Here is a 13275-nt window from a genome sequence, read left to right on the forward strand (position 1 = left end):
TTTGAGTTTGAGCCGTTCACGTGGGCGACGGCGTTGTTGGCGCGGACTCAGCGGATCCAGGCGTTTGCCACGGTGCAGGTTCCGATTATCCATCCGGTGATGGCGGCGAAGATGGCCGTGACGGCGGATCATGTGTCGGGGGGCCGGTTCGGGATCAATGTCGTGGCGGGGTGGTTCCCGGAGGAGTTCGCCATGTTCGGCCTCACCCAGCGGGAGCACCAGGCCCGGTACGCCTACGCTGATGAGTGGACGACGCTGTTGAAGCGGTTGTGGACCGAGGACGCTGGGTTCGATTTTGAGGGTGAGTACGTCAAGGCTGTTGATGCGTTCTCGGACCCGCACCCGTTGCAGGACCCCTACCCCGTGATTATGAATGCGGGCACGTCCGGTCCCGGCCGCGAGTTCGCCGCCACGCACAGCGACCTCATTTTCGCGTCCTTGCAGGACATGGCGACCGCGCAGCGTCAGATTGCCGAGATCAAGCAGCAAGCGCTGACCTCCCACGGTCGCGAGGTGCGGGTTTTCGGGCGGGTGCACATCGTGTGTCGGCCGACCGAGCAGGAAGCTCAGCAGTACTTCCGCTGGGTGCACCGCGACAACGCTGATGTTGCCGCGATCGAGAAGYTGCTTGCGGGGGTTTCCGCCAACTCGGATAGTTTCGACGTTGATCCGGAAGAGCACGCCAAGACCATCGAGCGGCTCGCTGCCGGCCGTGGCGCAATGACGATTGTTGGTACCCCTGAGCAGGTCGTCGCATCCCTGCTGGAGCTGACCAACGCCGGACTCGACGGAGTGGCCATCTCCTGGGTCGACTATGACGAGGGACTCCAGCAGATGGAAGACGACATCCTGCCCCTCATGGTCCAAGCCGGCCTCCGCCGCTAACCCGCACCACACCGACCCCCGCCACCCGCGGCGACGGTCGGAACCCCCGGCGGAACTGCACCTTTCCAGGTGCAGCCACAACAGCCTTCAATGGAGAGGAACACCATATGTCGAGAAGCGACTCAGCAGTCCGGACGGACGAGCAGGTTCGACTATCGCTACAGAATTCTGTGCTTCTGATCGAGATGGTGCGGGACGGCAACCGCAATGCTCTGACGACTGAGATGAAGCTCGCACTCAGCGAGGCCCTCATCGAGGCTTCCAAGCCCGAGGTTCGCTGCGTAGTCATCACGGGAACCGGCAAGGCGTTTTGTGCCGGAGGCGATGTCAAGGGCATGGATGAACTGCAGTCTCCCGACGCCGCGAACAAGGCGATGCGCCAACTGCACGAAACCATCGTTCTGCCTTTGCTGCGGCTGGCTAAACCGACGATTGCAGCGGTCAATGCTGTGGCGGCCGGAGCTGGGGTTGGTTTAGCTCTTGCTTGCGATTTTCGCGTGGTGTCGAGACGGGCGGATTTCGTCTTGGCATTCAGCCGTATTGGGCTTGTACCGGATTTCGCCGTGTCCTACACGCTGCCGCGCCTGGTGGGCGCAGCGAGGGCCAAGGAACTTGCATTCATCAAGGGACGATTGACGGCCGAGGAAGCCAGCCAGTGGGGACTCGTCACAGAGCTCTGCGCACCGGACGCCGTCCTCGGACGTGCAATGGAACTTGCCACACAACTTGCCGCTGGTCCGACTGTTGCGCTCGGTCTCACCAAGCGCATGCTCGACGATAGTCTGTCGTCCGACATCTATGAGGCGCTACAGCTTGAGGCAGAGAGCCAGCGTGACGCCTGGTCAACAAAGGATCACGAGATCGCGCGTAACGCGTTCATCCAGAAGAACGACATGCCGTCTTTTCAAGGTCGATGAAAGGGTACTCCAGAGAAATGCCTAACGAAATGATTAATGGTCCGCTCGCTGGACACCGCGTGCTGGACTTCACGCAGCTAATCGCGGGTCCCTCGGCGGGTGTGATGCTCGCAGACCTCGGGGCCGAGGTGATCAAGATCGAACGGCCAGAGGGTGAACTGGGGCGCAATGTGGGACCTGAAGTGGGGATTCCTGCTATCTTCGCCGCGTATAACCGCGGCAAGCGAGCGCTTGCGGTAGATATCAGAACCCCCGAGGGCCGCGAAATCGTCAAAAGGCTTATCGCGACGAGTGACGTTCTCCTGCAGAACTTCCGACCCGGGGTGATGGATCGGCTCGGCTTCGGCTACGAGGCTGTAAAGGCATTGAACCCCCGCATTGTATACACGTCGTTATCCGGGTATAACCCGGACGGTGCTGGAAGGAACTTGCCAGGCACTGACGCGGTATTGCAGGCACAGTCCGGGTTGATGGCGATTACGGGACCTGAGGAAGGCGAGCCATATAAGGTCGGCATCCAGGTCGTCGATGCAGCCACCGGACTTGCAATCGGCCAAGCTATCCTTGCTGCTCTACTCCAGCGCACGTCTACCGGCGTGGGTGCTCACCTACGTGTGTCACTCTTCGAGGTGTCGACCTACGTGCAGAGCTCTGCGTTCGCCATCGCCTCCCGCTTTGGCGAAGAGGTTGAACGTGGGGGCAACACAGCTGGTGCTCTGGGTGCTCCGACGGATATGTTCCGCGTCGCAGACGGATATTTGCAGGTAGTCGCTTACTATCCGGATCAGTGGAGGAAGCTGTGCGATCTCCTGGAGATTCCCGAGATCCATGACGACCCCCGCTTCGTCACCAATGCCGATCGAATCGCCAATAAGAAAGAACTCAAGGGGGTTCTCGCGCCGATCTTTGCCCAGAAGGGGCGGGCGGAGTGGGCGAAGCTGCTCGGTGAAGCGGGCATCATTGCTGGGCCTGTGCGCTCCCATCTGGAAATCGTTCGTGACGCTGAACTGCGCGGTTATGGAGATTTCGCCTGGGTTGATAACGACATGACCGAGCCGCATTGGTTGCCGTCTACACCGTACCGCTCCAGCACGTGGGATCGGGTCGCCTCATACCGCCCGCCGCGGCTCGGGGAAGACACGCTGGAACTTCTGGACGAAATCGGGTTTGCTCCTGAAGAAGCTCAGGCGCTCCAGGAACAAAAAGTCATTTACGCACCGAGCAAGGAGAGTGTATGAGCCCTCGAGTGTTCGCCAGCATTGACGAGTTCGCATCGCAGGTCGGCAATGACCTCGGAAGCGCCGATGGACCCGTCATAACGCAGGCAATGATTGATGAGTTTGCTGCCTTGACCGGCAGCGACGACTGGATACACACCGATCCCGTCAGAGCGAAAAATAGCAAGTTCGGCGGAACGCTCGTGCACGCCGACCTGGTCTTGTCCATGATCCCGCGCTTGATGGACAAGATTTACAAGGTGGAGGGTGTCACCCTCGCGCTGATCTACGGCAGTGAACGCGTGCGAATCACGCGGCCGATCCCGGTCAATTCGCGGCTACGCCTTCACGCTTCGATGCTCGACGCGACCAACAAGGGCGACGGCACACGCGTGACGCTGAGGATTGTCGTAACACTTGACGATCTCGATCAGCCCGTGGTCATCGCCGAGCCGGTGTACTGGTATTCGAATGCTCCAGAACACGCGCAGGAAGTTGCAGAACCTGCCGAAGTCGACACCGCCGTTCTGGTCGATCGGGTAGTGGCGATGTTCCGCGAGGGGTTTGCTGAGCGTGGAGGGAGCTTGGAACAACAGCGCGAGGGATTTGAATCGGTCCTCGCTCAGCTACCCATCCGACATGAAGCCTCCATTACCGCAGCGACCTATGGCGGCGTAGACGGGTACTGGGTTCAAGCGGCAGGCGCTTCAGAGCGTCGGACTGGTGTCATGCTGCACGGAGGCGGGTACGTCATGGGTTCGGCGAAGGGGTACTGTGCGTTTGCCGCGGAGGTGTCCCGGGCGACGGACGCGCGGGTCTTCGTGGTCGAGTACCGCCTCGCTCCGGAGCACCCTTTCCCAGCAGCCGTCGAGGATGCGCGACGAGTGCTTGCAGCCGCCATCGATGAGGTCGGGCCGCAGTCATGCTTCGTGATAGGAGACTCCGCGGGTGGGGGACTGGCGCTCAGTTCACTCGTAGAACTACATCGCGTGGGGACGCCCGTTCCCTCGTGCGTCGTGCTGGTGTCGTCACTCGTCGATTTAACGGTCACGAATGCCAGCTACGAAGAGCTTGCGAGCATCGATCCGATCTGCGCGCAAACGGGTACCCGTCGAAACGCGGGACTCTACCTTGACGGTAGAGGACCTGAGGAGGCTCCGGCAGCGTTTCCCATGCTGGCGGACCTTGGTTGGCTGCCGCCTACGCTATTGCTCGTGGGAAGCGCGGAAGTCCTTCGGGACGACTCGCGCAACCTGACCACCAAGCTCCGCCGCGAAGGCGTGCATGTCGACTACAAAGAGTACGCCGACATGGTGCACGTCTGGCCTCTGTTCTCATCGTTCCTGCCCCAAGGGCAGCAGGCACTGGACGAGATCGGTGCGTTCGTGAGGGCGCAAGTATCTAGCCAGTTATCGCCAACTAGTTAGTCCTCCGAAGCGTTATTCGAATCGCTTCACGACGAAAGGTATCTCATGGGAAACGAAGCGCCGGCAATCGCCGGAGATCTCTTTAGGAACGTCCTCGGTCACTATCCAACCGGGGTATCCATCGTTACCGCCGACGTGGCCGGTAGTGGGCCCGTGGGCATGGTTGTGGGCACCTTTAACTCTCTGAGCCTCGACCCGCCCTTGGTGTCGTTCATGCCCGCCAAGTCATCAACCAGCTGGCCAAAGATCCAATCATCAGGCTATTTCTGCGTGAACGTGTTAGGTGCCAGCCAAGGAGAACTGAGTCGTCAGTTCTCCGCCCGCGATGGGAAGAAGTTCGAGGGTGCTGACTGGAGGCCGGCCCCGACCGGATCCCCCATTTTGGGCGGCGTCACCGCATGGGTCGACTGCAAGATCGAGCAGGTCTTCGACTCGGGCGATCACGAGATCGTGGTCGGCAGAGTAATTGACCTCAACGTTGAGTCCGACGAGTTGCCAATGACGTTCCTGCGTGGTCGCTTTGGGCAGGTGCATCTGCCGGACCCGTCGCCAGGGAATGGTGCGGGTGCAACCGCAGCGGATGACTCTTCGGCGAAACTCGCCGAAGAGGTGGCCGAATTGCTGGGCCTGAACGCATTCGAGGCACGTGCCTGGGCCGAGACTCGTGAGCAGGTCATTGAGCGGTTRTTGGTCGGGTTTCTCGAGGTTCTGCTGAAACGCTTCGACGAGCGGATTGAGGATTCCAGTTCTGCAGACCAGCAACTGCAATCGCTCATAAGGGCATCCCTTGACAGTCTGCGTGATTATGCAGCGGCAGCAATCATGTTTCAGAGCGAACGAGCAAGTCTCACTCTCGGGGCGTCGAAGCGGCTGAAGGGACTGGAAGAGGACTTCCGCAACCGCTGGACAGCAGTAATTCAGCGCGGCACGAGCAGCGGCGTGTTCTATGAAGCCGACGCAAGAATGGCGCAGCAGTTCATTTGCGATTCGTTGTTCTCAATCGCTCGGTGGTTCCGTGATGGAGGTCGATTGGAACGCTCAGAGGTCGAAGACGCCTTCACAACATTCGCCCTCAATGTTGTTCGGCCCTCGGACCTTCCTCGGACGCAATAGAGCAGCGAGCGAAGCGTATTTGACCCGAACCGTCCCGTTGTTTCTTGTGCCGGACTACTTGTCCGCTGAGGACACATGTGCGGTTTCCTGTTCCGCGCCGCTTGCGGCTTCGGCTAGAAATTTTGGAACCGGGACCCGTCCGGCATTCGCCACGCAGGCAGCGCAGTGGACGTCCAATGGAAGAGAACCCAGTGTCTCGTATCGGTACAGGCAGAGGGGTTTCGTCGATGTGTAAGGGGTCCGCCCTAATAGATGGTTGGCCCCTCACCTCGACTCGGCTTCCATGCTCTGCGGATGCAGCAGCTTGTGCTGCATCACATCGGTGCCGTTTGGTCGCATACTGGACATCAAGATCCTCGTCCAGCATGCTCCCGAACGTGCCGTGATCATCGACATTTCAAACTACTACCCGCATCGCGACGGCAACATCGCGGCACTGGACGACGGATAGGTGGAGAGAACGATTAGGTCAGCACCCAGTTCAGCCAGCCGATAACGAAGGCTGGGAACGCCATCTCGACTGGCTCGTTTGCCTCCAAGGCAACTCCAGGGGGTCATTCCGCTCGCGTTGCAATCCCCGTTGCCGTAGTCTACGAAGACGAACGGGAACAGCCATGTCGCTCGTCGAAGAAACAGGCTTCGATGCCGTCTGCGCAAGCGGCAAAAGAGTTGATCCACGCGATGCGTCTCGGCCCAGACGACGTTCGCCGGTTTGGACCGTGTCACGGCAGCCTTGAGCAGTCTGGGCGCGCACGCATTCCCGAGCCTGCTCCAAGCGATTTAGCGAACGTTCGCATTAGCCAAGACTGCATGAGAGTATCGCCGCTGTGCATTGATACGAGTAATTGACCCGACCGGTGCACCACAGCGCTCTGACTTCCGGTAGGTCAGTCGACGAGGGCTGCTGCTCGCGCACGCCTCACATCTACTGCGACTCGGCTGGCACGTGGGCGGTGGAGCCTCGAACGATGAGCTTCCCCTCGAGCCGTCGCCGCTGTGGAGAAGGCCCTTGTGTTCCCTCAATCCGCTGCAGGAGTAGCTCTACGCTTATCCGCGCCATGTCTGTAATCGGCTGATATACCGTGGTTAGGTCGTACGCAGCCCAGCCCGAGATCGGGATGTCGTTGTACCCGATCACCCAGAGGTCCTCCGGAACACGTATGCCAGCCTTGCGAGCGGCGTCGAGTACGCCGTAGGCGACGAGATCATTGACGCAGAAGATCGCGTCGGGTTTGCGCTTGCTATTCCAAAGGTGCTCGACTGCCTCCTCGCCGGAAGCGTAGAAAAGGTCTCCGTAGAAGACACGACTTTCGTCTATGGGGGAGCCGAGGCTCGCTAGACGCTTCCGGAAACCTTGCTCGATTTCACGCCCTGGGCTGAACGCTCGACCCCCTACCCACGCGATATTACGACGACCATTCTGGATCAGGTAGTCAGCTACCCGGCCGCCGCCTTGGACGTTCGCTCCGGCCACCGTGTCCGTTGCCACGCCGCGGATCGTGCGCCCCATGAGCACGATCGGTGCACCGGCATCTATATCGGCCTCAAGCTCCGGCATGTTATCGACTGCTGTGGTGTAGATCAGGCCGTCGACGGACCGCTCACGCAGCGCCTGCAAGGCATCCGGGGCGCTACCGTCAGCATTGGCCAGCCATACACTCAAACGGAGTCCGTGACTGGACACGTGTTCGTGCACCTGCCCCATCACTTCCAGGGAGTACAAGTTGACCGGCGTAGCCACGACGACCCCGATCGACCTTGAGCGTTGGGTACGCATTGCTCGAGCAGAGGCGTTAGGCACAAACCCAGTTTGATTAAGGACCTCCGTGACCGCGGCACGGGTCTTCGCCGAGACATTCGGGTGCCCGCTCAGGACGCGCGACACTGTACTTTGCGACACGCCGCTCAGCCGCGCGATGTCTCTGCTCGTTAATATGGCTTTTTCACTTGTAATGGTCACAACACAGATACTAGCGTCGAAACCTGCCCAACACAGTGTTCCTCGGTGTCTAATGGCGTACGTATTCAAGAATCGTCGCGAGAAAGGGCTTGCTGGCTTGCTCTCCGGGGCGATATTTGTCACGGATTTGCGTTCGGTGGGCGTTAGGCTGCTTGTTCCGCTTCTGGTTTTCGGAGGGCCGGCTGGTCCACCGGCATCGGGCGAGGAGTTTGGGACCGTCGTTTTGGCTAGCGTCCTCGTCCTTCGCCGCGCGGGCGTCATATTTTCCGTCCTTTCTACGGCCTTGCCGAAGGCGATGCCGTAGTGCCATCTGCGGCGGTGCGCAGGCCCTTCACCAGTCCACAAAGCCGGCTATGAATTCCCGGGCGTCGCGGAGGGAGCAGAACCGCTCCGGGAAGGCCGGGCGTATCTGAGGGTCTTGAACTACGCCCCCGTACGGGCTATCAATGCTGGCTCGCGGCCTTGAGTGCGAGAGAGTGACTTCCATGTCGGCCAGCAACGCGGCTACGGTCTTGGACGTCGTCGACGTCCTGTGTTCGGCATGGGCCATCTGCGGCAGGCCGTGGATGCCGACGAAATACGGGAGGGGATATCGATCGTGTAGCGATCGAAGTATTTGCGAGTGCGGGAGCCGGGGCAGATTGACGGCGGGTGGCACCGCGGCGCGCGACTCCAGTCAGGCCTGGGCTGCACGGGTAGCGATACCGGCAAATGTCGGGTTACGCAGGTACCTACTAGCGCTTGTTGAACCAGGGCTGCTGCTCCTCCTCCTCGGAGATGTCTTCCAAGAGCTGCCGTGCTTTTTCCATGATTGTCAACGCGGTTCAGTCCGGGGCAGCTTGCGTTCGCTCACCCACGCCCGCGTGTACGGGCGATTTTGGCTTGCTGCGCGGTAAGCTTGCACTTTCTCGGTGGGCTTCTTGCCCTTGAGGACCCCTGCTCGCGCAGTCGGGGCCACTCTGGGATCAGAGATGATTACGGGCCCTGCTCCCGCAGGTAGGTCCCGCCCTGATCGCGTTCGCAGGCAGCCTCGTACGCGTCCAAATGATCAAGCTTCTGCGCCGGAGTAAACAACAGCCTCGGTGCCGCACCTCCGGCAAGGGGACCAGGGCAGCTCCTGCTGCTATCTTGCCGCACCGGGGCCAAATACAAGGTGGACATGCAAAATGAACTAGTGACGTCCCTCAGACTGATCACCGGCTTTTCGATCTGCGTGCCCATCGAAAAGCCGGTCCTCCGACTCCGCGCAATGTTCGCACCTGTCAAGTTTGTGGCTGATTCGTGCCCGACTTCCCCGGCCACCTCACGCACGACATCACGACGTCGTTCGTCACGGTTGGCCAAATCAGGATGCGACCTACACTTTCGTGTTCGATCAGCCCTGATTATGCGAGACCATCTAACGACTAGCGCTTTGACATCGTATTCAAAGTCTCGGTTGCCTTCGGTGTTCGCCGTCTCAGAAACCCACGGGTGCAGGTTCCTGAGTGATTGACATCGTATTCAAGACAGGGTAGCGTGTTGGTCGTCCCACAGACGCTCAATGGTTCGGCGCCTCTGTCAGGCTACTAATCGCGTCGATAAGAACTCTCAATGGTGAACGGCTCTTTACGAAATTGAGCGGATGACACACAGTCCATCGCAGTATCAAGCACGTATCGAGTGGATCCAGGCGAGGCGACGGTTCATACGCGCGGCAAACCGGTCTTGGCTGGACGGGACTAAGAGGTTGAACGAAGCACCGAATTGACGGGTGCTGCCGAGCGGCAGTTCCTGCATACAACAAGGGAGTCTTTAGTTGACGGACAGTATTCTCGTCACGGGTGGCACTGGGCAGATCGGTGCGGAAGTCGTGCGACAGCTTGTAGGACTAGGCCATCGGGTGGTCGCGCTGGACTTCAAAGTCAACAGGGCCAATATCGCGGATGTCATTGACGACGTTGTGGTAGTAGAGGGTGACATTACTGATCTCTCCTTCTTGATGAAACTCGCTCGACGCGAGAATGTCACTCGAGTGCTTCATCTGGCGGCATACCTGGCGGTTGAGTCCAATGCGAATCCGATGCGAACAATCCACGTGAATATTGTTGGTTCTGGAAATGTCCTAGATACAGCTGTAGCCCTGGACATGGAGCGTGTTTGCTATGCCAGTACGGTCTCCGTCTTGGGGCCGCAGAGGATGTATGGAGACTCGCTGGCAACGGAGGACTCACCCACGTCACCAATGCATCTGTACGCCGCCAGCAAGAGGACTGTTGAAATCACCGCTGACGCCTATCGGGATCTCTTCGGCCTGGATGTAGTAGGTATCCGACCTGTTCTCGCATACGGGATGGGCCGCTACACGGGCGGCATGGGGGGATTCAACTCAATGATCCGTGATGTGGCACTGGGCCGTCCCGCCGTATTGAACCAGACCAAAAATTTGTCGAGTCGGATCCAGCTGATCTACAACGCTGACATGGCCCGCGCCTTTGTGGCGGCCATGGTCGGTCCCTCCACACCGCTGTCGCTCTACAACGCCCCGGTAGTGGAGACGATCACCTGGAATGATGTGATTCACACACTTCAAGAGTTGGTTCCTGGTGCGCATATCTCCCACGAATCCACTTCCGGAGATTGGGAAACGGCGCTCATCGACGGCAGTGCGGCTCAACGCGATCTGGGCGTGATACCGCAGACCGATTTCCGCGCCGGCGCGGCCGAGATGATTGCGCTATTCCGCGAACAGGAATCGAACACCTCCCGTAGCTTGACGTGAACTGAGCACCGGGAGTCTGTCGCAGATGCCCAACACATGTGATTGATGATTTAAGTCGAAGGAGAATCGTGGAACTAAAAGACGCAACCGTGCTGGTGACGGGAGCTGCATCCGGACTGGGCGCGGCAACTGTGAATGCTCTCCTCGCGAGAGGCGCCACTGTGGTAGGCATTGATTTGCCTTCCTCTATCGAACAGGCTCCTAGCAAGGATCGACTGACATACGTAGCCGCGGACGTTACGAACGAGGATGAGGTGAGGGCGGCGCTCGATGCTGTCGGAAATGGCGTTCTTCGCCTTGCTGTCAATTGCGCGGGGATCGGACCGGCCGCACGGATCCTGTCATCTAAAGGCACCCACGATCTAGCGATGTTTCAGCGAACAATCGATATTAACCTCGTTGGCACATTCAACGTGATGCGCCTCGCTGCCGAGAAAATGTGCGAAAAATCTGCGGATGAAAACGGCCAGCGCGGCCTCATCGTCAACACCGCGTCCGTTGCGGCGTTCGAAGGCCAAATTGGACAGATCGCATACTCAGCATCGAAGGGTGGAGTCGCCGCGATGACAATCGTGGCCGCTCGAGACCTTGCACGGTCCGGAATCCGGGTGAACACGATTGCCCCCGGCATAGTAGACACCCCGATGCTGGCTACCGTGGCTGACGACTACAGGGCGCGGCTCGCCGCGGGAGTTCCCTTCCCCCAGCGGCTCGCGCGACCCGACGAGTTTGCGCAACTCGTAATGATGCTCGCCGAGCACGACTACATCAACGGCGAAACGGTGCGCATGGACGGAGCGCTCCGTATGGCACCTCAGTAGCCCTCAGTCACTTATCCCGGTGTACTTCTGTGACGCACCGAGCCCTCCGCTGCACGCCTCAAACGAGACCAGAATGGCCTACTCCCCAATAGTTCCCGAAAGGAGCAGATCTGGGCGTCCACAGCCCCGAACACCTCATCAGGGTCGCCGCTGCACTCAACCATCGGCCACGCGAAGTGTTGGGTTGGCAGAGTCCCATGGAGCACCTGGCTATAGGATGAATTCACCCGCGCTACAACCATGAACCGGTGCAACGACCGCTGAATACCGCCGCCCGCGAAATGGCTCACTTTTCGACCACCGCTGACAATCGGCAGATCGTTGAGGCGGTTGGCTGCTCCCACCAGGACGTGTCAACGGCGCAGAAGGCCATCAAGGGCGCCGCGTTACGCCGCTGCGCCTTGATGCGATGTCGGATGGCGAGCTGGCGGGCCTCTTCCCGGACGGCCGGACCAAGGTTTGGGCCGAAAAGAATATGCCCGATTCCGCGGCGGTCGTGAGGCCATGCGTGTTCTGCCGGTTTAGGGACATGGGCCTGGATGTGTGGCTCGCCGCGCATGTGGGGGCGTTTTGCCATGGGAGGTGTCCCAGAATCGACTTGCCAAATAATGCGCTGATCGCCACTCACCGGAAGGCCAAAAACGCGGTGAACACGCTCAGCATGGGTGTGATCGGTACCTGGCCGAAGAGACGTGGACGCCGGATGGGTGCGACTACCGAAGCAAGGTCATCCCATTTCTTCTGGTCTGCACCGGAAGCGTACTTGTTCTGGACTGGCTTGATCTGCTCGATGGCAAACAGCTGATCGGCGAGGCTCATCGTGAGCGGGGTAGACGCTGACAGTCCTTCTCCCTGGATTTTGTACAGCCCGGATGAGTTACTCCCACTGCTAAGCAGTGAGGTCTGGCTTAGGGTGACCCGGGCAGTGCGCTTGGCATCTGAAGGAGGTTCGCGACCGTTGAGTAGTGCATGTCTGGGGTACATTCCCCGATCAGGAGCCCGGCTGCGTCACGCAGATAGATCTCAATGCCTTCTGAGCGCTGGTAGCCGCGTCCGCCATGCAGAGTCATCGTTCGTCCTGCTTCGATGTTCTGTTTCATGCGAACGAGCTTGTGCTGAAGAGCCGGCACCACGCAAGTGGCTCGTTTCGGACCATGCGCTCACGCAAGAATGCGTCTGTCTTTTCCCATACTCCTTCAGCAATTCCTAGAACCATTGCTGAGATGGGGTGCGTTGATACTTTGCTTGTGCCGGTGACGTCGATGAGTTGGCGGCCTTCACGAGTTCGCTCAGGTCGCGGACATACTCCGCTGGTATCCCTACGTCGGTCAGTTCGAAGCGGTTCCAGGGTGAACCAACGCCCATCTTCGGCATCGGGCTCACCTTCACATCCGGCTTATCGGCGGGTATCCAGCTGAAGGTCTTGATATACCAATCACCGTCTTCCCTGCGGATGTACGTCTCGTGGTACGCGCCAAAATTGTGCATATATTTCACCGGTGGCCCGGCCGGGAACAGTGGTGGCTCTCGAACCGGAACCTCGCCGTGGCGGTGGCATCCGAGGTCAGTACGATTTACGGGTCCAAGACGTGGTGCAGCATTACATGGTCGGCCGGGAGGCCCACGTGCTCGGAGTAAATAGCGTCACGGCCGACGAGGTGCCACTTGACCTTAAGAGCAGATTCTTTGAAATAGTCAGCAATCGTGCTGGTAACAGGCTCTTTGGTGAACGGTTGGAGCGGACTCGGGAAGTCAACTATGAAATCGGATGCAAACAAGTTGGAATCGAATCCATTGAAGGCCATCCCGGAGATTTCCTACTAGGCAACGACTGCAGCTACGCACAGGCTTCTATGAGGCCCCTCGTTCACGTATCGTATTCAATGCTGCTATGGTATCGTATTCATAAATATTGGGTTGTGTGGCTGTCTGGGTTGTTTCGGGCGCTGCGCACGATGAGTTAAGTCGAGGTGGAGTCTTGTCAGCGAGGACGGAAGAGATGTTGAGCGTGCCTTCGGAGGCGGTGGATGTTCGTGTGGACAAGTGGTCAACACCGGTTTTGAATGATGAGAATCGGTTGAAGTTGGCGACGTTCGCTACCAATATGCGTGGGAGTGTGACGCTTGCCAATGTGGAGGGCAAGGTCCTGGGCAGTTGGGAGGAGAGCCTTCGGT

General features: G+C 59.3%; 13 protein-coding genes. 8 read left to right on the forward strand and 5 right to left on the reverse strand.

What is annotated here, in order from left to right:
• From AC1DCM_RS26170 to AC1DCM_RS26195, 6 genes are all read left to right on the forward strand, one after another.
• A partial coding sequence (locus tag AC1DCM_RS26170) for an LLM class flavin-dependent oxidoreductase (RefSeq protein ID WP_477520275.1) occupies nt 1-885 on the forward strand: 885 nt, incomplete at its 5' end.
• A 107-nt stretch (nt 886-992) separates the two neighbouring features.
• Nucleotides 993-1802 (forward strand): enoyl-CoA hydratase/isomerase family protein, encoded by an 810-nt coding sequence (locus AC1DCM_RS26175; protein WP_477520276.1) that lies wholly within the window; start codon nt 993-995, stop codon nt 1800-1802.
• Between the two features lie 17 nt (nt 1803-1819).
• Nucleotides 1820-3040, forward strand: coding sequence for a CaiB/BaiF CoA transferase family protein (locus AC1DCM_RS26180; protein ID WP_477520277.1), 1221 nt, complete (start codon nt 1820-1822; stop codon nt 3038-3040).
• On the forward strand, nt 3037-4446 hold the full coding sequence (locus AC1DCM_RS26185) for an alpha/beta hydrolase fold domain-containing protein (RefSeq protein ID WP_477520278.1): 1410 nt from the start codon (nt 3037-3039) through the stop codon (nt 4444-4446). The genes AC1DCM_RS26180 and AC1DCM_RS26185 overlap by 4 nt, the downstream gene beginning before the upstream one ends.
• Nucleotides 4447-4491: 45 nt before the next feature.
• Nucleotides 4492-5559 (forward strand): flavin reductase, encoded by a 1068-nt coding sequence (locus tag AC1DCM_RS26190; RefSeq protein ID WP_477520279.1) that lies wholly within the window; start codon nt 4492-4494, stop codon nt 5557-5559.
• A 322-nt stretch (nt 5560-5881) separates the two neighbouring features.
• A complete protein-coding gene (locus AC1DCM_RS26195) occupies nt 5882-6010 on the forward strand; it encodes a hypothetical protein (protein WP_442007031.1) in 129 nt (42 codons plus the stop codon).
• A 474-nt stretch (nt 6011-6484) separates the two neighbouring features.
• Here AC1DCM_RS26195 and AC1DCM_RS26200 read toward each other — a convergent pair whose 3' ends face one another.
• On the reverse strand, nt 6485-7519 hold the full coding sequence (locus AC1DCM_RS26200) for a LacI family DNA-binding transcriptional regulator (protein WP_477520280.1): 1035 nt from the start codon (nt 7517-7519) through the stop codon (nt 6485-6487).
• 1798 nt (nt 7520-9317) lie between these two features.
• On the opposite strand from AC1DCM_RS26200, the gene AC1DCM_RS26205 reads away from it, so the two are divergent.
• Nucleotides 9318-10280: an NAD-dependent epimerase/dehydratase family protein gene (locus AC1DCM_RS26205; RefSeq protein WP_477520281.1), complete on the forward strand. Its 963-nt coding sequence runs from the start codon at nt 9318-9320 to the stop codon at nt 10278-10280.
• 68 nt (nt 10281-10348) lie between these two features.
• Nucleotides 10349-11101, forward strand: a complete 753-nt coding sequence (locus tag AC1DCM_RS26210) for an SDR family NAD(P)-dependent oxidoreductase (protein ID WP_477520282.1) — start codon at nt 10349-10351, stop codon at nt 11099-11101.
• A gap of 286 nt (nt 11102-11387) precedes the next feature.
• Here the strand turns inward: AC1DCM_RS26210 and AC1DCM_RS26215 are convergent, their stop codons facing one another.
• From AC1DCM_RS26215 to AC1DCM_RS26230, 4 genes are all read right to left on the reverse strand, one after another.
• The gene (locus AC1DCM_RS26215) at nt 11388-11678 is read right to left on the reverse strand and encodes a hypothetical protein (RefSeq protein ID WP_477520283.1); all 291 of its coding nucleotides are present in this window, start codon (nt 11676-11678) and stop codon (nt 11388-11390) included.
• A gap of 47 nt (nt 11679-11725) precedes the next feature.
• Nucleotides 11726-11920, reverse strand: coding sequence for a hypothetical protein (locus tag AC1DCM_RS26220; RefSeq protein ID WP_477520284.1), 195 nt, complete (start codon nt 11918-11920; stop codon nt 11726-11728).
• An 89-nt stretch (nt 11921-12009) separates the two neighbouring features.
• Entirely contained in the window at nt 12010-12201 is a 192-nt protein-coding gene (locus tag AC1DCM_RS26225) for a hypothetical protein (RefSeq protein ID WP_477520285.1), read from the reverse strand.
• A gap of 106 nt (nt 12202-12307) precedes the next feature.
• On the reverse strand, nt 12308-12589 hold the full coding sequence (locus AC1DCM_RS26230) for a hypothetical protein (protein ID WP_477520286.1): 282 nt from the start codon (nt 12587-12589) through the stop codon (nt 12308-12310).
• Nucleotides 12590-13275 lie beyond the last annotated feature (686 nt).

This window comes from Paenarthrobacter sp. 10N417, from assembly GCF_056394745.1.

Coding starts and splice junctions, on each gene's coding strand:
- AC1DCM_RS26175 (WP_477520276.1), top strand. CDS start 993: ATGTCGAGAAGCGACTCAGCAGTCCGGACGGACGAGCAGGTTCGACTA.
- AC1DCM_RS26180 (WP_477520277.1), top strand. CDS start 1,820: ATGCCTAACGAAATGATTAATGGTCCGCTCGCTGGACACCGCGTGCTG.
- AC1DCM_RS26185 (WP_477520278.1), top strand. CDS start 3,037: ATGAGCCCTCGAGTGTTCGCCAGCATTGACGAGTTCGCATCGCAGGTC.
- AC1DCM_RS26215 (WP_477520283.1), bottom strand. CDS start 11,678: ATGGCAAAACGCCCCCACATGCGCGGCGAGCCACACATCCAGGCCCAT.
- AC1DCM_RS26220 (WP_477520284.1), bottom strand. CDS start 11,920: ATGAGCCTCGCCGATCAGCTGTTTGCCATCGAGCAGATCAAGCCAGTC.
- AC1DCM_RS26225 (WP_477520285.1), bottom strand. CDS start 12,201: ATGAAACAGAACATCGAAGCAGGACGAACGATGACTCTGCATGGCGGA.
- AC1DCM_RS26230 (WP_477520286.1), bottom strand. CDS start 12,589: ATGCACAATTTTGGCGCGTACCACGAGACGTACATCCGCAGGGAAGAC.